Genomic DNA, 23,122 nt, shown 5'->3' on the forward strand with positions numbered 1-23,122 from the left:
CCTGGTTGGTGGCAGCATGGATGTCACGCCGCCTAAATTCAGCCAGACAAATGCCAGCGTGACGCCACCCAAAACACGCAATATTCCTTCACGTTAAGGATAACCGGAATGAAAATCTGTTTTCCTGCCCGAAAAGCGAATGGTGAACAATACGCCACTGTGGATGACATGATGCAGCCGCTCCTCCAGGAGCCACACGGCTCCAGGAGCCACACGGCTCCTGGCTGGCCGGAACGAATAACATGTGGCACGGTGGGATCCACACCACCAGCAAGAGTGCCCCGGGTTGCGTGCTGACAAGCGAGACGGCGGACTCTGCGGTACCGCTTCAGTTTATGGCAGGTGGCGAAGTGGTGGCCTGGCGTGTGAATCAGGATTACCTGACCGCCACGTACATGAACAAGCCGCTGCAGTATTCCACTACCTTTGTGCTGGTCAAATCCACCTGTACCCCGGATCCCGAAAAGAAGGACAACAGCCTCGACTTTTACTCGCTGTATATCGGGCTTGCGCCGCTCTCTGCCTTTCCAGAGCACAAACTGTATCAGGTCACAGAGAAGGGCGACAGGCTGAGCAAGCGTGAATATACCGGCAAAGAAAAAGACGGAGATAAGGCGCCGGTAGCGGAGAAGCATAAGCTGAAAACGGGCGACAGCGTCATTGTGTTGCGTGAGATCACCTTCGACCTGAAGGGACAGACGCAGACGTTCGGGCTTGCCCGGGCGATGAACGGCAAATCCGAAATGACCGGCGGGGCGTTCTGGATGTCGCTTGACCCGCAGTATGTGACCCCTGTCGGTGAGCTGAGGGCGCATTTGCCAGCCTGGATGCAGCAGGCGGTTGCCCAGGGGACATTTGATGAAGTCGTTAAACCTGCAACCAGACTTGAGGTGGCAGCCGGCGATGCCGTGGGTTACCTGGCGGAAGACATTGCCCCTTGTGACATACACGGTGTGGAAAAAAGTGCTTTTGTACATATTGAAGTGCTCAGTACCGACGGTCGGATGATCGATTTTCTGAGCAATAAGGCCCAGGTGAAAAGTGGCCCGAAATACGTTCATATCCACCCGGAAAGTTTCATTTATAGCCGTTCAGGCGATACCTTCACCCGGACCAAAGGACAGGTGAAGAAAGATATTCACAAAATTATGCCGCAGGACAAATGCCATCCGTTCACAGACAAAGACGGTAAACGCTGGTTTGATATCGGGGACGGGGCCTGGCTCAGCGAAGACGATGTCGATGCGGATATTAGCCAGTACGACCTGGATAAACTGGGCTTTAAAGCATTTGAAGAGCCGTCCACATCCGATATGACAAAATCCCTGCATGAAGGGTGGATCAAAGACGGGTTCACCAGAATGGCGGAGTGGGTACGGCCTGAGCGCGGTATCCGGGAAAAGCAGGTCTCTGACTACTACAAAGCCCTGCTGCGGAAAATGGACAGCGATAACAGTGGCGACCTTTCCGGTGCAGAGCTACGCCAGGCGGTGAATTACGCGGAGCTGGATGTCAGGGATATCGCGGCACGGATGGTGGTCAGACACGACAGTGAGTGGTTTGGTGGCAGCAGCCATCACCGCTGGAGAACGTTTTTAAAGCAGCTGGATCCCCTCTGTGTCAGCTATGTCAGACAGTGGTTTGACGACATGGAATGGATGAGCAAGGTGGAGGGGTTCAGCAGTGGTGCACCTGTCTGGCATATGCATCCCGTGACATTTTTAGACGCAATTAATGAACATGGGATATGCGCATGTAATCGAGATATCACTATTGAGGAACTTCAAAAAATAGCCCAAGGCGTGAATGTTGATACACTTAAAAGTTATTTGGATGGGTTAAATGCAGGCTTTAAGCGATTTGAAATCACTAAATGTCGAGATAAAGCCCATTTCCTTGCACAAGTTTTGCACGAAAGTGGGAATTTTAGATTCACGAAAGAAATTAATGGAGAAAGGGCCTCTTATCAGCCTTGGTATGGTAGAGGATTAATCCAAATTACTCTACAAACTAATTATGATAGTTATGGGCGTTACATTGTTGAGGATGTATCATCATCCGGCTCAGCCAGAGATAAGTTAACGACGCTGCCTCATAGTGTTCTTTCTGCATTCTGGTTTTTCAAAGTTCACAAGTCTTTGGATACTCCCTCAGGGAATGATGATTTCAATAAAATAACAGCGGTTATTAATGGCGGTTTTAATGGGTATGATGAACGTCTAAATATATTTAATAAGGCTGTAAAAAGTCTTCATGCAGAGCATTTGAATAAAAAGAGCGAGGATGGAACATATCCATTTGCGTCCAGTGAAATTTACAATAGTAAGATTTACTCATTTGGATGGGGGCTTTGGCATGACCCAGGGTCAAGACGTCATGGCACAGAGAAGAATAAAGATAAAGCATTAGCAGGCTACAAGCGTGCAAAGGAACTCATAAATGCTAACCCCTTCCCTGCACGACAGGCACATAGAAAAATTTATGGAGTTGAGTACCAAGGGGTACTCAACTATATAAATGGAAGAATTACAGCTCTAGAGGTATCTTAATGAAAGTATTAGTTGCGATTTTGTCAGTATTTACTATGTCACTCAGTTCCTTGGCTCATGCGAATGAAACTGTAGGGTGCTTTAGTGCAGGGAAGACGAATGTCAAATTCTTCCAAATGTCTCAGGATGGATTAGATATTGGGTATGTTAAGTACGAACATTCAAAATCAGCTATCCCATTGTTTTTTGTAAAAACAGAAGAAGAACAAGATTCTGCTGACCGTCCCTCATCTTTTACAACCGATTGGAATGAGATAGTTAACGGGAAAGTAAATGGATATTACACGGTAATGTCACAGGGTGCTCGCTTTTATCAGTTTGATTATAAATCATTAAAAGGGAAGGTTACCGAGTTCTCCGAAAATATAGATGCATACAATGATGATCGTTCAGATTGTGTGTGGAAATAATATTTTTACCTTAGTTTTATTCTAAGTATAGCAATAGGAAGGCAGATGCAAGGGATAATCAGGCTCGGCGATAAAACCACTCATGGTGGGGCAGTGTTGTCCTGCTCAACAACCATGTTCTTTGGTGATATCGGCGTGGCCCGTAAAGGTGACCGTGTTTCCTGCCCGGAACATGGCGATACCACTATCGTCGAAGGTAACCCAAATTATCGCGATCGCGGTGTTCCTGTGGCGTTCCATGGCCACAAGTGTGGTTGTGGCTGCACGCTTATCAGCTCCCTGCCCAATGCTCTGGTGGGGTGAACGTGCCGGTTGAACTTGAGCGCATTCCGGCACAGGAGAAACTGCCGCCTCGTCCGCGTTTTAAACGCTGGCTGTTCCTGGGCATTGTGATGTTGTTGGTGGGTGCTGCAGTGACATTCCTGTTCTGGCAAGGTGAGCGTTCAGGTGCAGCATTTTGGGGACTGGCAACTGGGCTGCCTGTCGTATTGTGGGGTTTACTGATTGTCGGGCGTTATTTTGGCTACGCACTCCTCCGTGGGCGTTGTGAAAGAAAAAACGCCACGACCGCCGCCCGTTACCGCGCAGACGTTGCGCGCGGACAGCGCTTTGCATGGCTTATCGGCGAAGTACTGATTAACGGGCTGGGGTCTGCCAGTCCGATGGCGCATGAGGCTGTACTAGCCAAAAAGCCCCTGATGATGCCCTGCGAACCCGTTAATGGTGGCGACCCTGTTCGTCACCGGGCGCTGGCGGCCACCGGGGAAATGGCTGACCGGGAAGCGCATTATTTTCAGGAGATAACCGCCAACGTCCAGAATCTGGTGGCGTTGCTCCCTCCGACGCTGACCTGCTATCTGGCGGTGGATACCGGTGAACAGTTTTCGACTTTGCCGTCCCTCCTGCAAAAAAGCGTGTCCCATCCGCTAGTGCGCATTCGCGAACTGACGGGGCTGGAAATCCTCGACTACTGGCTGGACTGCCATTATGACCGTGCTGCTGCGTTACTGGTGGTCAGCGCTCAGCTTTACGAAGCCCCTCCAGAGGACAGTGGTGAGGCCATTTCCGTGTTACTGCTGACCAACTGCCGTCTGAAGGATATTCCGGACGTGTCGGTCAAAATTCACCGATCGCAGATGTGTCGCGATGGCAATCTCGACCGGGCATTTGAGCTCGTCATGATGTGGTCAGGACTGGAAAAAACAGCACTGAAGCAGGCATGGACCAGCGGCGGCCAGATGGCCTCCGGCGATATCTTCAGCAAGGCCCGTGAGACGTATGCTCCTGGTCTTAAGGCTGACAAAATCATTCATATTGACACGGTTGTCGGGTTCGCGGGCGTAGCCGCTCCCTGGCAGGCGTTACAGCTGGCGACCCGTCAGTGTTTGAGCGACAACGAAGCCCAGCTTATTGTCACCGAACTTTCAGAAGACAACCGACAACTCTGTATTGTCACCCCGGAATAACTCTCAAGGGATTGCTCTCCTCTATATATGAAAATCGCATCCACTTTTCTTCTTACGCTGCTGTTGGGCGTGCTATCTGTCTGTCTCATTGGCGGCGCACTCTGGATCTATCCGGTGTGGGTCAAGGACACCTTCAATCTGGGTCCGGTCAGCGCGACCGGCATTGTGATCATTTGTCTTTTGCTGATGCTGGCTGCAGTGATCATCGGTTGGGTACTTGAAACTGTATTCACGAAGAACGGTGAGAAGCTGGGAAAGCTGGATGTGGTAGCCTCCGGACAGCAGGCGGCTGCATCCCAGCCAGAGGCAAAACATACCGACGCAGATACCTCCCGGTTTGTGGCTGAGGCGCTGGTCGATCACCTGCGTCTGCGCTACCGTCGCCGCTGGAAAGCTAAAGTGCGCATGCTGCTGGTACAGGGTACCGACAGCGATATTGAGAAGGTGGTGCCGGGCCTGAAGCGTGACCACTGGCAGGAGAGTGACGGGATTGTGCTTATTTACGGCGGTCTGGCGGAAAGCGTGCCGGATGATGAGTTCCTGTCCGTCCTGAACGATGTGCGACCACAGCGTCCGCTGGATGGCGTGGTGCAGGTGATGAATGCGGCCGCTCTGCCCGATACGGCGAAGCAGGACACCCTGGTGCGTGTGCGTCAGAAAACCGATACCCTGCTGGGCTGGCAACTGCCGGTCTGGCTGTGGCTTGTCCGGGAAGGCAGCTGGGCCCATGACGGGGAAGGTGTGCCCCCAACTGGCGCGTTATTTGGTTCTGGCGCAACAACGGAAGAGACCCGCGAGACACTCACCACTCTGTCCTCCGAATTGCAGATGCCCGGCGTAGCAGCGCTGCTTGAGAATTCACAGCACCACTGGCTGCTGAGCCTGTCAAAAGCCCTGCGCGGCTCGTTACGGCGCTCTCTGGTGCCGTTGCTGACCACGCTGATGTCAGGGCCAGCCCCTTACCGTCTGCGCGGTGTGATGTTCAGCCCGGCGTTGCCGGGAACCGAAACGGTACCGCACGCGCGCCTGTCACCGGCAATCTGGCAGGAACTTGAGAATGACAGCCTGCAGGTGCATGCCCGTAAAATCGGCTTCCACTGGCAAAGGGTGCTGCGCCTGGTACTGCTGGGAGTGGTTCTGATCTGGGGGGCTGGTACACTGCTGTCGCTTTCCGTTAACCGCGCCCAAATCTGGCTGGCCCAGGATACGGCCCGTGTTGCCGCTGACACAAAACAGCCTTTGCCCGAACGTCTGCGTAACCAGCTGGCGCTGCAACAGACTATTGCCCGCCTGCAGAACCGCGAAGTACACGGTGCGCCGTGGTACACCCGCTTTGGCCTGAACCAGGACAGCGACATGCTGAAGATGCTCTGGCCACTGTATGCACGAAACAACCAGCAACTGATGCGCGACGCACTGGCCGATGAACTCCATCTCCAGTTAAATGCTTTTGTACAACTGCCACCGGCAAGCGATGCGCGTACCTCTGCCACCCAAAAGACTTACAGTCTGCTCAAGGGTTACCTGATGCTGGCCCGCCCCGATAAAGCGGATGCGAACTGGCTTGCCGGTAACATGCTGAAGGCCTGGCCGCACCGCAACGGCGTGCCTGACAGCGTGTGGCAGACCCAGGCACCGAAGCTGCTCGGCTTCTATGCGCAGAACTTACCGGCACACCCTGAGTGGAAAATAACCCCCGACCGCGCCCTGGTGGGAACGGTACGTCAGATTTTGCTCAAGCAGATTGGTCAGCGCAACGCGGAATCGGGTCTGTACCATGAGGTGCTCGGGCGCATTGCCCGCAACTGGCCGGATTTAACCCTGGCGGATATGACCGGCGATACGGACGCGTCAACCCTGTTCTCCTCTGAAGAAGTGGTGCCGGGGATGTTCACCCGTCAGGCGTGGGAAGAGCAGGTTGAGGACGCGATTGATGAGGTGGTGAAGACCCGCCGTGATGAAATCGACTGGGTGCTTACTGATAAAACCCATCAACCGGGCAGTGATGTGTCACCGGAAGCGCTTAAACAGCGCCTGACGGAGCGCTACTTCACTGATTTTGGCAACGCCTGGCTCAACATGGCCAACAGCATTCAGTGGCACGAAGCGGCATCACTTTCGGAGGCCATTGCCCAGCTGAACCTGCTGGCGGATGTACGCCAGTCGCCACTGGTGGCGCTGATGAATACCCTTGCCTGGCAGGGGCAGACCGGGGCCAAAGGAGAAGCGCTGGCGGATTCTCTTGTGGACTCGGCGAAGAAACTGGTGGGGCGTAAGAAGAACGCAAAACAGTTTATCGAACAGGCGCAGGGGCCAAAAGGTCCGTTGGACGGCGTGTTTGGTCCACTGACGGGTCTGATGGCCGGGAAAGACGGGACCGGCTCGAACGGCAACCTCAGCTTCCAGTCCTGGCTTGCCCGTGTGACTCAGGTACGACTCAAACTCCAGCAGGTGACCAGTGCCCCTGATCCGCAGGCGATGGCCCAGATGCTGGCCCAGACCGTCTTCCAGGGCAAAGCCATTGACCTGACAGACACGCGTGACTATGGCTCTCTGGTGGCGGCAAGCCTCGGCCAGGAGTGGAACGGCTTCGGGCAGGCGCTGTTTGTACAGCCACTCGACCTGGCCTGGCGTCAGGTGCTGGCACCGGCTGCAGGCAGTCTGAACGCCCGCTGGCAGAGCACCATTGTCTCGCAGTGGAACACCGCTTTTGCCGGACGCTATCCGTTTAAGGCCACCGGCAGCGATGCCTCACTGCCGTTGCTGGCTCAGTTCCTGCGAAGCGACTCCGGACGCATTGCCGCGTTCATCAAAACCAATCTTGGTGGGATGCTGCATCAGGAAGGCAGTCACTGGGTGGTGGATCCGGCAGCCAGTCAGGGGATGAGCATCAGTCCGGCGTTTCTTACCGCCATCAATAAGCTTGCCGATATCTCCGATATCGTCTTTGCCCAGGGCGATGCCGGGGTGCATTTTGAGCTGATGGCCCGACCGTCACGCGATGTGGCCCGCACTCAACTGACGCTGGATGGTCAGAAACTGGATTACTTCAACCAGATGGAAAGCTGGCAGAGCTTCACCTGGCCGGGTAACACCTACTATCCAGGTGTCGACCTGAGCTGGCGCTCAACCAGCACCGAAATGCGCCTCTATGCCAGCAACCAGGGGAACTGGGGCTTCATTCGTCTGCTCGATAAGGCGCTGATCACCCCGCTCGACAGCAGCCGCACCCAGCTGGTGTGGATCACCCCGGACGGTAACCCGCTGAAATTCATTATGCGCAGTGAGCTTGGCGACGGGCCGCTGGCGTTACTCAAACTGCAGGGCTTCAGCCTGCCGCAGATCATTTTTTCTGTGGGCGCGGCTGACGGCGCACTCACACTTGCCGGAGACGAATAAATGGCGACTGCAGAAACGCTCCTGACTCTATGTCTTCCGGATGAAGCTCAGCGCGCGGCACTACTCGCGCAGACCCGGGAAAACCTCACCCGATGGTCGCCGTGGCTGACGCCGCTGGCAACGGGTCAGGGTGCCGGGGACGACCCGACCTATGACGATGATTTCCAGCTGATGCGCGAGGAAATCAACAAACTCTCCGACACCGATACCGACGTGCTCTGCCGCCTGGCGGAAAGTATTCTGACCCGACATGCCCGCGATATCCGGGTGGTGACCTGGTATGCCTTTGCCCGCCTGCAGCATGACGGCGATACCGGGCTGACGGACGGCATCCAGTTGCTGACCGCCATGCTGGAGCAGGCGGGGCAGCACTGCCACCCACAGCGCAGCACCGCCCGTTTAGCGGCACTCGAGTGGCTTAACAGTGAGAAAGTGCTGGATGCGTTAGCACGCTGGCCGGATGCGACGCGGGAAGAGACCGCCAGAACGGCAGCGGCGCTGTGCCTGCTGGAGACCGCGCTGGAACAGCTGCCGGAGGCCGAACGTCCTGCGTTTACCGGTCTGCTGTGCAGGCTGGAAACCCGCCTGGCCGGTAGCGGCGGGCTGGATACGCCGGTGGCTTCATCAGGCCAGGAACATGCCGGTGACAGCACACACAGCACACCGGCGTCGGGTACCGCAGTGCCGGAAACTGCGGCCGTCAAATCGGATGTGGAGCTGGTCCGTCAGCTGCGCGTACTGTCCGGCTGGGTTGTCGATCAGCCTCAGGGCTGGCTGGCGGCTCACCGGATGATGAAGGCCGCCCGCTGGGACCTGGTGACGCAGCTGCCGGCACTCGATGCGAGCGGTCGCACGCGCCTGTTGCCGCCAAAGGCCGATTACCGCGCTCAGCTTAAACGCCTGTACCTGCAACAAAGCTGGACCGAACTGGTGGAGCAGGTGGATGTGATGTTCACCGAAGGCGGTAACCGCTTCTGGCTCGATTTGCAGTGGTATCTGTGGCAGGGGCTGAGCCGTGCCGGCGCTCCCTGGGAACAATGGGCAGAGTACATCCTCAGCGACCTGAAGCTGATGCTCAAACTCCTGCCGGGTCTGGAAACGCTCGCCTGGAACAACGGCACGCCACTGGCTGATGAGGTGACGCTGAACTGGATAGCCGAAAAGGTCAACGATGAGATACCCGGCTTCAGTGACGAACCGGCAGTGGTCACCGCTGCGCAGGCCGATGACATCCTGGCACTCGAAGCGGAGGCGATGGAGAAGGGCGACAGCGAGGGCCCGGAGGCGGCACTGTCCTGGCTTCAGAGCCGCCCGGACTTGGCTTCGCCCCGCAGCGCTGGCTGCTCCGTTTGTTGATGGCGAAGGTGGCCGAACAATACGGACGAAATGAACTGGCTCTTCATCTGCTGGGTGAATTGACCGACAACGCCCCACAGCTGACGCTCAGTGAGTGGGAGCCGGGACTGCTGTTTGACGTGCAGGCCCGCCGTCTTCGTTTGCTGTGCATGAAAGCCGGGCGCAGTGAAAGCGACAAAGCCCGTTTTGCCCCGGAAATGGACAGCCTGCTGGCCGGGCTGATTGCTCTCGATCCGACACGCGCGATGGTGCTGTGCGGTTAAGCATCCCCTGACATTACGGGTCATCACCTCCGATGGCACCGTCTGTTTTCTTTTTGATATTTTCTACACTCAGGATCTCCCTACATGGATGATTTAACCCTTCGCTACTACGAAGCCGAAATGCGCTACCTGCGCGAGGCCGGTAAAGAGTTTGCCCGCGCCCATCCCGACCGTGCGGCCATGCTCAACCTGGATAAATCCGGGGCGCGTGACCCGTATGTTGAGCGCCTGTTCGAGGGCTTCGCTTTCCTGATGGGGCGCCTGCGTGAAAAGCTCGATGATGACCTGCCGGAGCTGACCGAAGGGCTGGTGAGCTTGCTGTGGCCGCATTATATGCGCACCATCCCGTCACTCTCGGTAGTGGCGTTTACGCCGGACTGGCGTCAGCTGCGTAAAATGGAGGTGCTGGAAAACGGCTTCTCCGTGCTGTCGCACCCGGTCGGTCCCGATAACACCGTCTGCCAGTACCGCACCACTCGTGAGGTGCCCCTGCAGCCGCTGCACCTGGCCGAGGCCCGTCTGCAGACCGAGCCGGATGGTCGCGCCACCATTCGGCTGCGCTTTGAGTGCCCGGACAAGGTGGACTGGTCGAAAGCCGGAATTGATAAGGTCGCCATTTATCTCGATGCCGACAGCCCGATAGCTTCTGCCCTGCATCTGGCACTGACCCGCCGGGTTCAGGCGATGTATGTTCGCCACAGCGAAACCCGTACTGATCGAGTCCGCGTCGAAGGCTGGTGTAAGCCGATGGGCTTTGATGACGCTGACCGCCTGTGGCCGAAAGGGGATTCTGCATTCAGCGGCTACCAGCTGCTGCTGGAGTATTTCAGCTTCCGCGAGAAGTTTATGTTCGTGGAGCTTAAAGGTCTGGAGCTTGCCGGGCTGAGTCAGAAAACCACCTGGTTCGAGACTGATATCGTGCTCGACGGTGGCTGGCCCTCTGACATGCCGTTTGAGACCGACAACTTCCGTCTGCATTGCGCGCCGGTGATTAATCTGTTCTCACTGGAAGCCGACCCGCTGACGCCTGATCCGCTGCAGAACGAATACCTGCTGCGCCCGATGCGCGTACAGGACGGGCATACCGAAATCTACAGCGTGGACTCCATTCACGGCGCGGTGAAAAACGGTAAACATCCGTACGTGCCGTTCACCAGTTTCCGCCACCGTGGCGGCATGATACGGCACGATGCGCCGGAGCGTTATTTCCATACCCGCGTGAAGCGCGGTCCATCCGGGCTGTATGACACCTGGCTTATCCTCGGCGGCAAGTCGTTCGAACTGGAGCAACTGTCGCAGGCCCCGGAATCGCTCTCCATCCGTATCACTGGTACTAACGGCCAGCTGCCGCGCCGCTCATTGGAAAGTACTTTGCTTGACCGGGTGGTGAAAGCGGGCAAGATCCCGGTCAGGGTCCTGAACCTGAACGTGCCGACCCTGCCGCTTTACCCACCTGCTAACGACCGTTTCCACTGGCGGGTGATGAGCCACCTGGGCTCCAGTTTCTTAAGCATGATGGATAACCCGGAGGTGCTGCGCGGCACGCTGGCACTGTATGACTGGACGGATGATGAGATGAACCGCCGTCGCCTGGACGCCATTGTGGCGGTGAAACACACCCTTATCCGCCGCTTTGAAAAGGGCTTTATGCTGCGCGGGGTTGATATCGAAATCACCCTCAACGCCGATAATTTTGCCGGGGAAGGGGATGTCACCCTGTTTGGTGAAATGCTGCACCGCTTCTTTGCCCTTTATGCCGATGTCCACCTCTTCAATCAGCTCACGCTGGTACTGCAACCGACAGGGAAACGACTGCGATGGAAAGAGAATCACAGCCAGCACATTCCGGGCTGACAGAGCGACTTCGCGACGACATCTGGCGGGTTAATTTCTACCGCTTCTGCCAGCTGCTGGAGGAGGAAAACCCGGAGGCACCGAAGCTCGGCAGTACCGAAAAACTGTCCGCTGACCCGGTGCGCTTTCGTCCGTGGCCGGGAATGGGCTTCCCGGTCAGCGAACTCAAAGCGGTTGAAACCGATGAAGATTACCCGGGCCTATCGCCGACGATTCGCACCACCTTCCTCGGGATGTACGGTGTGGACTCCCCGCTACCGACGGCGTACCTCGATGATATTGCGCAGCGCCGGGAAGGGCATGAAGCCACCACCGCGTTTCTCGATATCTTCAGCCACCGTATCCACACCCAGCACTACCGTATCTGGCGCAAATACGCTTACCCGGCAACCTTCGAAGCCGGCGGCGTGGATGACACTTCTCAGTGCCTGCTGGGACTGGTCGGTCTTGGCATCCCAGGTACGACGGAGCAGATTGCCACGCCGGTCTCCCGCTTCCTGGCGCTACTGGGGACCATGCGGCTGCCCACCCGAAACGCCGAAGGGATACGCCAACTGGTGAGCCTGCTGGCCCCGGAAACCCGTGCCACGGTTATCAGCCCGGACCCGGTGAAAGTCCCCGTGGAGAACCGCAGTGGACTCGGCAAAGCCAACCGCGTGTCGCTGTCACAGCGTGCCACGCTCGGCAAAACCGGCAAAGAGGCCTGCAGTCGTATCCTGCTGATGCTGGCGACCGACAACCCGGACGAGGCGCCGGGCTGGCTGCCCGGCGGTCAGCTGCACACCGACCTGATGGTGCTGCTGCGGGTGTACATGGGTTACCGCTCCGATGTCAGACTGCGCCTGACAGTGCCGGTGAGCTGTCTGCCTGAACCCCGTCTGGGTAAAACACACCGGGTACAACTGGGTCGTACCGGCGTGCTGGGCCTGAAGCGGGACAAACCCGCAACCCGCACGCACCTGACCGTGAGCCTGGGCACCTATGAAGGCCTGACCTGTGAGACCCTGCTGCCGGCACACCCCGGTGGTTACCGTTTCGACTGATATTCCCACGAACAACACATTCAACAAATACACCCCGTTTCTGAAAGCTGAAAAGGACTCCACGAATGACTTTCGCTTCCCTGTCGCGCAGCGCTGCACTGATGCTGCTCTGTTCCCTGTCGACTGCATGTGGCCTGACTCAGGCCGTGTCGGATGGCACGGTCAGCGCTACCAAAGCCATCTTCTACAAAAAAATAAAGGTGCTGCATCTTGATTTTGAACCCCGAGCGGCTATCAACGCCGATGAGGCGCAGGCCCCGCTTGCCACCATGGTGCAGGTTTACCAGCTCCGGGACCGCCAGAAGGTGGACGCCGCCGACTACCAGAAACTGCTGCGCGATGCGGACACCACGCTGAAAGAAGACATAGTGGGCAGCAAGTCGCTGCTGGTGATGCCCAAAGGCAGCGTGACGCTCAACATGCCGATGAACGAAGAGGCGAAATTTGTAGCGGTGGTGGGGCTGTTCAACCGTCCGGATCTGCGCAACAACACCTGGAAACTGGTGCTGAGCCGCGACGACCTCGACCCGGATAAACCGCGCACTATTCAGCTCAACAGCACCAGGCTGACTCTGGTTCCGGTGAAGGAGTAACCCATGGATATAACCCTCGATAACTGGCTGGCGCTGTTTGACGGGCAGACCCGCTATCGTCTTGAGATTAATGACAGCATCCTGAAGCCGGATGTGCTGAACTTTCACGGGCGCGAAGCGCTGAATGAACCGTTCAAATGGCGCATTGAGTTCACCACGCCTCAGAAAGGTATCGGCCGCGAGGATGTGATGCTCAAATATTCCACCCTCAGCATGCTCAGTGGCCGTGTGGTGCAGGGCATTATCACCGGCTTTGAACACCTCAACGAAACGGCAGACCAGACACATTTTGCCGTCACACTTTCTTCCCGCCTGGCGCTGCTTGCCCATACCCGCCGCTGTGCGGTGTACCAGAATGTCTCGGTGCCGGAACTGGTGGAGCAGGTCCTGCGCAGCCACGGGCTGGAAGGATCGGATTTTGAATTCCGCCTGGAACGCACTTACCCGGCCTGCGAACTGATAACCCAGTGGCGTGAGAATGACCTGCAGTTTATCCAGCGCATCCTCGCTGAAGACGGCATCTGGTTTCGCACCGGGGTCAACACCACTACCGGGCTGGACACGGTGACCTTTGCTGACAGCCAGCTGCAGTATCAGTTTGATGTTCGCCTGCCGTACCGTGAGCCTTCTGCCCTCCATGACGGTGCGGTGGAAGCGGTGTGGGATGCGCGGGTGTGGCACCACACGGTGACCGGCAGTGTGGCCACCCGGGATTATAATTACCGTACCGCCAGCACGCCGATGGATGCGACCGTCAGTGTCAGAAATGAGGCGGCTACCGCTGGCGAACATTACCGCTACCTTGCCCCTTATCGTGACGCGGGGGATGACACCACCTCGGAGCCGGAAACCGAAAGCGGCGCGTTTTATGCCCGAATCCGGTATGAACACGCCCTGAATCACGCTACCCGCCTGCATCTGTTCAGTAACGCCAGCCACCTGACACCGGGCATGGTGCTGGAGACCGGCGACAGTGGCGTGCCGGAGCTGAAAGAGGGGATGGTCATCACGCTGACCACCTTCCGTGCCGCCCGTGACACCCGTCTGCACGTTTCCGTGTGGGGCATGTCCTACAGTGAGCAGTATTGCTTCAGACCTGAGCCTGCACCGCGTCCGCTGATTGCCGGGACGCTGACCGCCCGCATCGAGAGCGATGAGAAAAATGCGCCGTACGCGTATCTCGATGAAACGGGCCGTTACCGGGTGAAACTGGATTTCAGCCGTGAAGACGCAGAGCCGGGCTATAACTACCTGTGGGTTCGGCAGGCCAAACCCTATGCCGGGGAAACTTATGGCTGGCACACGCCGCTGATTAACGGCACCGAAGTGGGGATTGCCTTTGACGGCGGTGACCCGGACCGGCCATATATCGCCCATGCGTTCCATGACTCAGAGCATCCGGATGTGGTCACCCGCGATAACCGCAGCCAGAACATCCTGCGCACCGCGGGTCAGAACGAACTGCGGATGGAAGACCAGCGTCAGAGTGAGCATATCGCGCTCAGCACGCCGTTCGGGGCCACGACGCTGAACCAGGGACATATCGTCGACACAGAGAACGAACCGCGGGGAACCGGGTTTGAGCTGCGCACTGATGAGTTCGGGGTTATCCGTGTGGCGAAAGGGCTGCTGGTCACCGCCGATGGCAAAGTGCACGGCGAAGGTGATGTGCCGGATATGGACGTGGCACTCCGGGAGATTGAGGCTGTCCGTACGCAAATCGAGGGACTGGCCAGAGCCACCCGCCAGGCGAAAGCCCTGGAGGCTGATATCGCCAGTCAGCAGGCGATGTTCAGCACCCGCCTGAAAACGCTCAATGAGATGATCCACTTTTCGGCCCCTGAGGGGATGGCATTCACCAGTGCTGAGCATCTGCAGCTGGCGGCCGCGAAGAATATCGCCCTGAATGCCGGCGGAGATATCAGTATCGGAACCCAGGGGCATATCACCGGACTGGCTGGCGACAGCGTGGGAATGTTTGCCCAACACGGCAAGCTGAGCCTGATTTCGGCACAGGGGCCTGTACAGTTTCAGGCGCAGAATGGCGTGATGCACCTGAGTGCCGAACAGAAACTGACCCTCATTTCAGCAACGGAGATGCTGCTGGCCGGGAAGAAGCGGATACGTCTGGTTGGCGGCGGGAGCTCCATCCTCATCGAGCAGGGACAAATCAAATACGAGACAGCAGGTACCTATACCCGCAAGGCCAGTCGACTGGATACGGAAGGTGGTGCCTCACAGAGGATAGAAATGCCAGTCTTGTATCCGCCAGTCGAAAATAAAATTTGTATTCCATGTCTGCTTAAAGCGATACAGGCGAATGATGCGATAGTGCAGGGAGCATAACAATGGACAGTACAGAACTGATAGCTGCGTTAGCCTTCGAACCAGACGAAAATATCAGCCTGTTGTTTGAAGCCGGAGCGCAGTCGGAAGAGGATTTTCTGGCGTTTAAAGCGAAGCATGAAGACAGGATGCATTCGCTCTATATCCACCCGCAATTGACGGAGTTTCAGAACTACGGCCCCTGGCTGCTGGAAATTGATAATGCGGAGCGGCTACCTGATTACCTGGCGTCTTTGCCGGGATGTGCCGCAGTCATTGTTTCAACGCGTTATCCATCAATGCTGGCAGTGCAGTTATCCCGTGGCTGCACGGTTGTGCAGCCAGACGGCTCTACAGAGTTAACGCGCTTTTATGCCAGCCATGTCATAAAAATGCTGGCGCAGTGTGCTGACTGTGACTGGCATGCCTATCTGTTCAATGCCATTACGCAGTGGTGGTTTCCCGGAGAAAGGCAGTGGCAGGCGCTTGCCATAAAACCCTCTGAAGTAGATAAGCCCACTAATCATATCATCCGGCTTGATAAGGCGACCTGGCAGCAGATTACGGATAAGCCAGAGGTTACCAGTGTATTGAATGAATGGCAGAAGATGCCGACCAGCAAGGTATTTCCACCATGCGCGCAGCGCTCGATGGTGATCAAAGCGTTGAATAAAAGTAGAGAGTTGGGTTCGTTATCCCCGGCGGATCGGAAAGTGTACGCGCTGTATTACCTTAATGGTGGGCGACAGGAGCTGGAATCAGATGCACTGAAGGCGGCATTACCAAAGGTGCTGAATGGTACACGGTCACTGGCAGAGGTGTTGGTTAACCTTGCGGAAACACAGTACTGAAAATCTAAACAGTTAATGGTCTTTGCTTCAATCAGGGAAATAATAATGGGGTTTTTTAAGTCTTACGACAAAGTTGATAATGCCGTGAATCATGGTTACGCCCGCTGGGGGAAATGGATCTGGGGCAGTTTATTGGCAGTGGTTCTGGCATACGGTGGCTGGCTAATCTGGGCCGCGGTCTGGGGACCGCCGACCGGGGGTGTGACGTTAATTATTCACAGTGAAATTGACAGACCCATTTTGGGATTCAGTGTCAACGGAGTGGCGGGCGGTAATTCTTCAGCATATGACAAAAATAATCCATATGCCAAAGGTGCAGGTAAGACAACCTGCTGTGGCAGCATCAGTGGGAAAACGGCGGAAGTTATATGGACATTAAGCACTACGCGGGCGCAGTACAATGCGGGACTTCGCAAAGAAACTCGCCGTGTTGAAATGCCAATGCCAGAACGAAAGTGGGGAGAGAATGATTTGCATGTTCACTTTTTGCCCGGGGATAAGGTGTTACTGGGCTGGAGTGATAATGCCTGGTCGCCTTATGAAAAAGCTCCAGAAAATATTAACCAGCATGTGAAACAGAGAAATAATAATGGAATTTTTTAAGACTTACGACAAAGTTGATAATGCCGTGAATCGTGGTTATGCCCGCTGGAGGAAATGGATATGGGGGAGTTTATTGGCAGTGGTTCTGGCATACGGTGGCTGGTTAATCTGGGCATCCATCTGGGGGCCGCCGACTGGAGGGGTAACGCTAATTATTCACAGTGAAATTGACAGACCCATTTTGGGATTCAGTGTGAATGGTGTGGCGGGCGGCAATTCTTCAGCCTATGACAAAAATAATCCATATGCCAAAGGTGCAGGTAAGACAACATGCTGTGGCACCATCAGCGGGAAAACAGCGGAAGTAATATGGACCCTTGATATTACTCATGAGCAGTATCTTAAAGGTATGCGTCTGGAAAAACGTCGGGTTGTGATGCCGCTGCCAGAAAGAAAGTGGGGAGAAAATGATTTGCATGTTCATTTTTTACCCGGAGATAAAGTCTTACTGGGCTGGAGCGACAATGCCTGGTCGCCTTATGAAAAACGTCCTGATGCTCTAGGCAAGTCTGCAAAGCAGGAGAAAAACTGATGGATATTGAAAGTGTTATTGCTGCTGCCAGTCGTGCCCAGCAGGCTGATGATGCCGGGTTGGGAAATTGTTCACGGACATGGCATGTCGGGTTTTTCTTTGATGGTATTCACCGTAATATTGATCAGGATGCTCCTGAACAGAGGCTTAGTAATATATCTCGGCTGTTCCGTGCTTTCCCTAGTAACCAACAAAATACAGCTAATGAAAGCTATGACGCATTTTACTTTTCTGGTCTTGGTACGCCATTTAAAGAAGATCTCACTGAAAAACTGCATACCATTATGGACAATGCACAAGATTCTGCACTGGATGATTTGAAAGATCAGCCAAAAGAAATGGCGAAAGATGCTGGCCTGGATTATTTGAAAGGTGGTAACTGGTGGGAGGTTTTAAAGGACTCAGGAAAAAAACTGATAAATCCTTCAGAGTGGAAAACGCTAACGGGGGATGTAGCTAAAAACGCAGCAAAGAAATCAGGTATCGAGGCAACCCCCTGGTTGCGTGATAATCCCGCTATTGCAGATATGTTAGTTACCGGTGTCGATACGCGAATAAATTCGGCTAAATTACGTTTTAAGCGGTTTTTTGAACGAGCCAAAACCAATAGCCCTGTACCGATCAAACTGATCTCTATTTCATTCTTTGGATACGATGTCGGAGCAACTCTTGCACGTAAATTTATTGATACGCTGCTTGATGATATTTGTCAGAAGCAGGGTGATAAACATACTTACCAGGGGATCCCCGTAGAGATTGTTTTTACAGGTTTGTTTGATTGTGCCCGTCATACTCCCGCAAGCAATAATAATGGCGTGGACTGGTTTATTTCGACTTTCGGGGGGCCAGTTAAAGGTATCAGCGTGCTGATGGGCGATAAATCTGTTGATCAGGAGTCGGTATTGCCGGATACGGTTAAAAACGCACTGCACCTGGTGGCAGCCCATGAAAACCGGCCATGGCGTAGCGTCTATTGTCTTGGTGGAAGTAATCATAAGCACAAGGAAGAACTGTTACCCGGCTGCGCGGAGGACGTAGGGGGAGGCCTGAAGCCAAATGAACAAAAGCCGAGTGCAGAACTTTGCCGGGTGGCCCTTCACCGGATGTACCGGACCGCGACGATGGCTGGCGTCCCTTTTCCTGATTTTCAAAATTTGCGGGCTCAATCGGAAACAGTTGCAAACTATTTCATCATGCAGGATAAGGTTAAGAACAAGTCTGTCGCTCAATGGACAAAACTGTATCAGCAAGCGATGCCTTTTAACGCCGTCAGTATCGGAGCGCAGAACCGTCATCTGGACAGCTATATTGAGTGGCTTGGGCGACAATACTATCAATACCGCTGTGAGTGCATGAAGTATGAAAAACAACGCGGCGATATTTTAGCCTCCGCTGGTGCTTCTGCCGGGCTATTGGGGATTTCATCACAGGCAAAAGAAACTTCAAGACACTACCAGAATGAACTTGATGTGTTGCATAAAAATTGGGGATGGCTGGACGATGTCCATGATGCCGCAATAAGAATGAAGAACAGTATGGAAAACGATCCTAATGATAAGCGTATCCAAATCGTGCCTGATATTTATAGGCCTGCATTGAGGCGTGCGAGACGTTTTCTCGATTATGCGCATGCAGCTTATCTTGGTCAGCCTCAACCTTTCCCTGAAGATAACGCGCCCTCAGATATGTATGCCTGGTTTATTCATAGCAGACAAGCAACGGGAAAAGATGCTGGCATCTCTCAGGACTTCCTGGTTATTCGTTCACTGGAAAAACCTGAAGTTTAATCATCGGGTATCTGATATCTGGTTCCGGACAGGTGTAAACACTACCGCAACCTGGCGCCTTACCGCGATGCCGGAGATGACACCACCTCAGAGCCGGAAACCGAAAGCGGAGCGTTTTATGCCCGAATCCGGCATGAACACGCCCTGAATCACGCTACCCGCCTGCACCTGTTCAGTAACGCCAGCCACCTGACACCGGGCATGGTGCTGGAGACCGGCGACAGTGGCGTGCCGGAGCTGAAAGAGGGGATGGTCATTACGCTCGCCACCTTCCGGGCCGCCCGTGACACCCGCCTGCATGTGTCCGTATGGGTTAACAGGCTCATTAAAATTGCAGCAGATGACAGTCGTTAGACTCATCTGCACATTTCGAATAGCACTCACATCAAGCATCCCGTGATCTTTAAAAAAAAACCACGCAATTGCGTGGTTTTTTATTTTATTCAGGTCTCACGAGATTCTAAAAAACACATGAGACACGCAAATCAGACGTTAAACAGGAAGTTCATTACATCGCCATCTTTCACGATGTACTCTTTCCCTTCTGAACGCATCTTGCCGGCTTCTTTCGCACCTTGCTCACCTTTGTAGGCGATAAAGTCTTCAAAGGCGATGGTCTGGGCGCGGATAAAGCCTTTCTCGAAGTCGGTATGGATTTTACCGGCTGCCTGTGGAGCAGTCGCGCCCACCGGGATGGTCCAGGCGCGCACTTCTTTCACGCCTGCGGTGAAGTAAGTTTGCAGGTTCAGCAGGGAGTAACCGGCGCGGATTACGCGGTTCAGGCCCGGCTCTTCCAGTCCCAGCTCCGCCATGAATTCGTCACGATCTTCATCTTCCAGCTCGGCAATATCTGACTCAACGGCGGCGCACACCGGCACCACCACGGAACCTTCTGCTTCGGCAATGGCACGCACCTGATCAAGATACGGGTTGTTCTCAAAACCGTCTTCATTGACGTTGGCGATGTACATGGTTGGCTTCAGCGTCAGAAAGCTCAGATAGCGAATCGCCGCTTTCTCATCAGCATCCAGATCCAGCGAACGCAGCATACCGGCTTCAGACAGATGCGGCAGGCACTTCTCCAGCGCCGCCAGCTCGGCTTTAGCGTCTTTATCGCCGCCTTTGGCTTTCTTCTGCACGCGCTGAATCGCACGTTCACAGGTATCAAGATCGGACAGTGCCAGCTCGGTGTTGATCACGTCAATATCTTCAGCCGGGTTAACTTTGCCCGCAACGTGAATGATGTTGTCGTTCTCAAAGCAGCGGACCACGTGGCCAATCGCTTCGGTTTCACGGATGTTGGTCAGGAACTGATTACCCAGGCCTTCACCTTTCGATGCGCCCTTTACCAGACCGGCGATGTCGACGAATTCCATGGTAGTCGGCACCACGCGCTGCGGTTTAACAATCTCAGACAGCTGGTCGAGACGCAGGTCAGGCATCGGCACCACGCCAGTGTTGGGCTCAATGGTGCAGAAGGGGAAGTTAGCCGCTTCGATACCCGCTTTAGTCAGCGCGTTGAACAGAGTGGATTTACCGACGTTCGGCAGGCCCACGATACCGCATTTGAATCCCATGGTTTGATACCCTTTATAACTGGATGGACAGCTCGCCCGGCGGCGGGCTATCGGAGACGAAATGAAAAATTTCGCGCATTATACACAGAATCACGACGATTCGGGCGATTAAGCAGGCTTGAAAGCGTGCAGCCGGTTCATCGCCTTGATGCGATCCTCTTTCAGCCACAGTTCAGTGCAGCGCGCCGCTTCATCAATGGCATCATCAATCAGTTTCTGCTCGCTGGCGGGCGGTTTGCCTAGCACAAATCCGGTCACCTTATTGCGATCGCCCGGATGGCCGATTCCGATGCGCAGACGGTGAAAATTGTTGTTATTGCCCAGCTTACTGATGATGTCCTTCAATCCGTTGTGGCCACCGTGTCCGCCGCCTTGCTTAAACTTCGCCACGCCCGGCGGCAAATCGAGTTCATCGTGCGCCACCAGAATCTCTTCCGGCGCAATGCGATAGAAAGTCGCCATAGCGGCCACCGCTTTACCGCTCAGGTTCATAAAGGTGGTCGGCACCAGCAAGCGCACATCTTCTCCGGCAATCGCCAGTCGGGCGGTATAGCCGAAGAATTTGCCTTCCTCTTTCAGTGACTGATTGTGACGCCCGGCCAGTAAATCCAGATACCAGGCGCCGGCGTTATGGCGCGTGGCGGCATATTCAGCGCCTGGATTGGCAAGACCCACAATCAGTTTAATGCTGCTCACAATGAATATCCTGCTGTTATTGCCAAAGGGCGTTAGTTTACTTCGCCACAGGCGAGATGACAAAGCGCATAGGATTAAATTGATTCAGTCCGGTGACTAATCATTTTTCATCTAAATCAACAAGCTGCCCACAGATCCAGGCTAAAGTTTATACCGGTTGTGTGATCCGTCCCGCAACGTCGCCGTCAGCCATTGCCTAAACTTATGACAACTTAACATTGTGTGCGGTTTTACATTGGCTCATAAGGATGGAGGTGCAGGATGAAACATCAACATTGTCGCGTCGCGGGTAATAGCTTGATGGTACTGGGATTACTCACCATGGTACTGGGCGTCGGTTATTCTATTATTAACCAGCTGCCTTCGCTTCATCTGCCACAGTTTCTGGCGCACGGCGCGATGTTCAGCATTTTTATCGGTGCGCTGCTGTGGTTAGTAGGCGCACGCGTTAGCGGACGGGAAAAGGTGGAAGACCGTTACTACTGGCTGCGTCACTACGATAAACGCTGCCGCCGGTCACATCACAGCCACCACTAAATAACCAGCGCCGGCATCAGCTGCTGTTCCGTGCGGTTTCTGCCGCTGGCTTTGGCGCGATAAAGCGCCTCATCAGCCAGCGCCAGTAAACTTTCAAAGTTCTGATGGCCCTGGCTGGCAGTGGCAAATCCAATGCTGACCGTGTAGCCAACCGCACTGGGCTGTGACTGACAGACCGCCATACGAATCGCTTCGCACCACGCCTGCGCATCCTGCTCACCGAGCGCAACAATCGCGGCAAACTCCTCTCCGCCCAGTCGGGCAAAACGTCCATCAGGCGGCATTAATTCTGTCACCAGGCGACAAAAGTCGATCAGAATCAGGTCGCCCTGATGATGGCCAAACCGGTCATTAATAGTTTTGAAGTGGTCCAGATCGAACAGCACGGCGCTGAAAGGGCGGTTGTGCCGACGACAGCGCGCCACCATTTTTTCCGCCTCGCTAAACAGTGCGCGACGGTTCCAGACACTGGTCAGCGGATCGTGTAACGACGCGTATTTATACGCAATCTGGGTACGCTCATTGACCATCGCCAGAATGGTAAAGGTCAGGCCGATGACAAACAATATCGACTCCAGAACCACAAATACCGAAAAGCCTGAACCGCCAATCGCACCGTGCAGGCGGGTCGGTATCGCATTGTCCAGCCAGATGCGCGCCAGATGAAACAGCAGATGGATCCACAGCAGCAGCTGTGCGGGCCAGAAAGTCACTTTCAGCGCGTCACGCGCCAGCCATAATAGCTGGATCAGCGCCGCGGTGTAGGCAATACAGGCGATGCACAGCACCAGTACCCGCTTGGGCAAACTGTAATAGAAGCTCGGGAAACAGCAGAGGATCGCCCACAGTAACGCGCCGAGTAGCCAGCCAGTGCCGATCTTTTTGCCGCAGAATAATCGAAAAGCATTCAGCAAGCCGCCGTAGGCCAGCATCACCAGCACATTGCCGGCGGCAACCGGCAGGAACTGCAGGCCGCTGCTGCGCAGGCTGCTGAAAAATACCGCCACCAGGGTAAAAACCAGCGACAGACAGGTAAAACCCAGCACGCGATCGTATTGCGATCCCATCCAGGCAAATACCATGATGATGCTTAAAAACCCCAGCACATAAAGCTCACAAATAAATAAGGTATAGATATCCAGAGTCATGGCGGGTGGCGTTCTTTTGAAAAGTGCGCAGCAAATTATCACTTAAGCGTCTGGGGCAGAAGTGCGGAACGCGGCGTTTTATTAAAAGAGTAGGTGGCGTTGAAAATAATCGATTTTGGGGAAATTTATCGCG

At 54.9% G+C, this 23,122-nt stretch carries 17 protein-coding genes and 2 pseudogenes; 16 read left to right on the forward strand and 3 right to left on the reverse strand.

The window, feature by feature from the left end; all coding sequences use genetic code 11:
* The first annotated feature begins 242 nt into the window (after positions 1-242).
* The 15 genes and pseudogenes from AC6I8D_RS07760 to AC6I8D_RS07830 form a co-directional block, all read left to right on the forward strand.
* Positions 243-2,549 (forward strand): glycoside hydrolase family 19 protein, encoded by a 2,307-nt coding sequence (locus AC6I8D_RS07760; RefSeq protein WP_497819895.1) that lies wholly within the window; start codon positions 243-245, stop codon positions 2,547-2,549.
* Positions 2,549-2,959, forward strand: coding sequence for a hypothetical protein (locus AC6I8D_RS07765; protein ID WP_497819896.1), 411 nt, complete (start codon positions 2,549-2,551; stop codon positions 2,957-2,959). Before AC6I8D_RS07760 ends, AC6I8D_RS07765 begins: the two co-directional genes overlap by 1 nt.
* Before the next feature lie 45 nt (positions 2,960-3,004).
* On the forward strand, positions 3,005-3,262 hold the full coding sequence (locus tag AC6I8D_RS07770; protein WP_071704081.1) for a PAAR domain-containing protein: 258 nt from the start codon (positions 3,005-3,007) through the stop codon (positions 3,260-3,262).
* Between the two features lie 2 nt (positions 3,263-3,264).
* Positions 3,265-4,425 carry a KPHS_23130 family T6SS system protein gene (locus AC6I8D_RS07775; RefSeq protein ID WP_497819897.1) on the forward strand — a complete coding sequence of 387 codons (1,161 nt, stop codon included), beginning with the start codon at positions 3,265-3,267 and terminating at the stop codon, positions 4,423-4,425.
* A gap of 27 nt (positions 4,426-4,452) precedes the next feature.
* Positions 4,453-7,824: an ImcF-related family protein gene (locus AC6I8D_RS07780; RefSeq protein ID WP_497819898.1), complete on the forward strand. Its 3,372-nt coding sequence runs from the start codon at positions 4,453-4,455 to the stop codon at positions 7,822-7,824.
* A pseudogene (gene tssA, locus AC6I8D_RS07785) lies at positions 7,825-9,443 on the forward strand (type VI secretion system protein TssA).
* Between the two features lie 84 nt (positions 9,444-9,527).
* Positions 9,528-11,297, forward strand: a complete 1,770-nt coding sequence (gene tssF, locus AC6I8D_RS07790; protein ID WP_497819899.1) for a type VI secretion system baseplate subunit TssF — start codon at positions 9,528-9,530, stop codon at positions 11,295-11,297.
* Positions 11,261-12,340, forward strand: a complete 1,080-nt coding sequence (gene tssG / locus AC6I8D_RS07795) for a type VI secretion system baseplate subunit TssG (RefSeq protein ID WP_497819900.1) — start codon at positions 11,261-11,263, stop codon at positions 12,338-12,340. The genes tssF and tssG overlap by 37 nt, the downstream gene beginning before the upstream one ends.
* 65 nt (positions 12,341-12,405) lie before the next feature.
* The gene (gene tssJ, locus AC6I8D_RS07800; protein ID WP_497819901.1) at positions 12,406-12,933 is read left to right on the forward strand and encodes a type VI secretion system lipoprotein TssJ; all 528 of its coding nucleotides are present in this window, start codon (positions 12,406-12,408) and stop codon (positions 12,931-12,933) included.
* 3 nt (positions 12,934-12,936) lie between these two features.
* A complete protein-coding gene (locus tag AC6I8D_RS07805; protein WP_497819902.1) occupies positions 12,937-15,279 on the forward strand; it encodes a type VI secretion system Vgr family protein in 2,343 nt (780 codons plus the stop codon).
* Between the two features lie 2 nt (positions 15,280-15,281).
* Entirely contained in the window at positions 15,282-16,109 is an 828-nt protein-coding gene (locus AC6I8D_RS07810; RefSeq protein ID WP_497819903.1) for a DUF4123 domain-containing protein, read from the forward strand.
* A gap of 45 nt (positions 16,110-16,154) precedes the next feature.
* Positions 16,155-16,712: a DUF3304 domain-containing protein gene (locus tag AC6I8D_RS07815; RefSeq protein ID WP_497819904.1), complete on the forward strand. Its 558-nt coding sequence runs from the start codon at positions 16,155-16,157 to the stop codon at positions 16,710-16,712.
* Positions 16,699-17,244, forward strand: a complete 546-nt coding sequence (locus tag AC6I8D_RS07820; protein WP_497819905.1) for a DUF3304 domain-containing protein — start codon at positions 16,699-16,701, stop codon at positions 17,242-17,244. Before AC6I8D_RS07815 ends, AC6I8D_RS07820 begins: the two co-directional genes overlap by 14 nt.
* The gene (locus AC6I8D_RS07825) at positions 17,244-19,031 is read left to right on the forward strand and encodes a T6SS phospholipase effector Tle1-like catalytic domain-containing protein (protein ID WP_497819906.1); all 1,788 of its coding nucleotides are present in this window, start codon (positions 17,244-17,246) and stop codon (positions 19,029-19,031) included. Before AC6I8D_RS07820 ends, AC6I8D_RS07825 begins: the two co-directional genes overlap by 1 nt.
* A gap of 36 nt (positions 19,032-19,067) precedes the next feature.
* A pseudogene (locus AC6I8D_RS07830) lies at positions 19,068-19,343 on the forward strand (type VI secretion system Vgr family protein); the annotation flags it as partial.
* A 173-nt stretch (positions 19,344-19,516) separates the two neighbouring features.
* On the opposite strand, the gene ychF reads toward AC6I8D_RS07830, so the two are convergent.
* Together ychF and pth are read right to left on the reverse strand one after the other, a co-directional pair.
* Positions 19,517-20,608 (reverse strand): redox-regulated ATPase YchF, encoded by a 1,092-nt coding sequence (gene ychF / locus AC6I8D_RS07835; protein ID WP_031375312.1) that lies wholly within the window; start codon positions 20,606-20,608, stop codon positions 19,517-19,519.
* Between the two features lie 108 nt (positions 20,609-20,716).
* Positions 20,717-21,304 carry an aminoacyl-tRNA hydrolase gene (gene pth / locus AC6I8D_RS07840; RefSeq protein WP_312057664.1) on the reverse strand — a complete coding sequence of 196 codons (588 nt, stop codon included), beginning with the start codon at positions 21,302-21,304 and terminating at the stop codon, positions 20,717-20,719.
* Between the two features lie 261 nt (positions 21,305-21,565).
* Between pth and ychH the strand changes: the two genes are divergently transcribed.
* Positions 21,566-21,841 (forward strand): stress-induced protein YchH, encoded by a 276-nt coding sequence (gene ychH, locus AC6I8D_RS07845; RefSeq protein WP_312057663.1) that lies wholly within the window; start codon positions 21,566-21,568, stop codon positions 21,839-21,841.
* Here ychH and AC6I8D_RS07850 read toward each other — a convergent pair.
* Positions 21,838-22,989, reverse strand: coding sequence for a GGDEF domain-containing protein (locus tag AC6I8D_RS07850; protein ID WP_497819907.1), 1,152 nt, complete (start codon positions 22,987-22,989; stop codon positions 21,838-21,840). The two genes, ychH and AC6I8D_RS07850, sit on opposite strands and share 4 nt — an antisense overlap.
* Between the last annotated feature and the right edge of the window lie 133 nt (positions 22,990-23,122).

The organism is Pantoea sp. X-Soil-MYKO-1785, assembly GCF_059730675.1.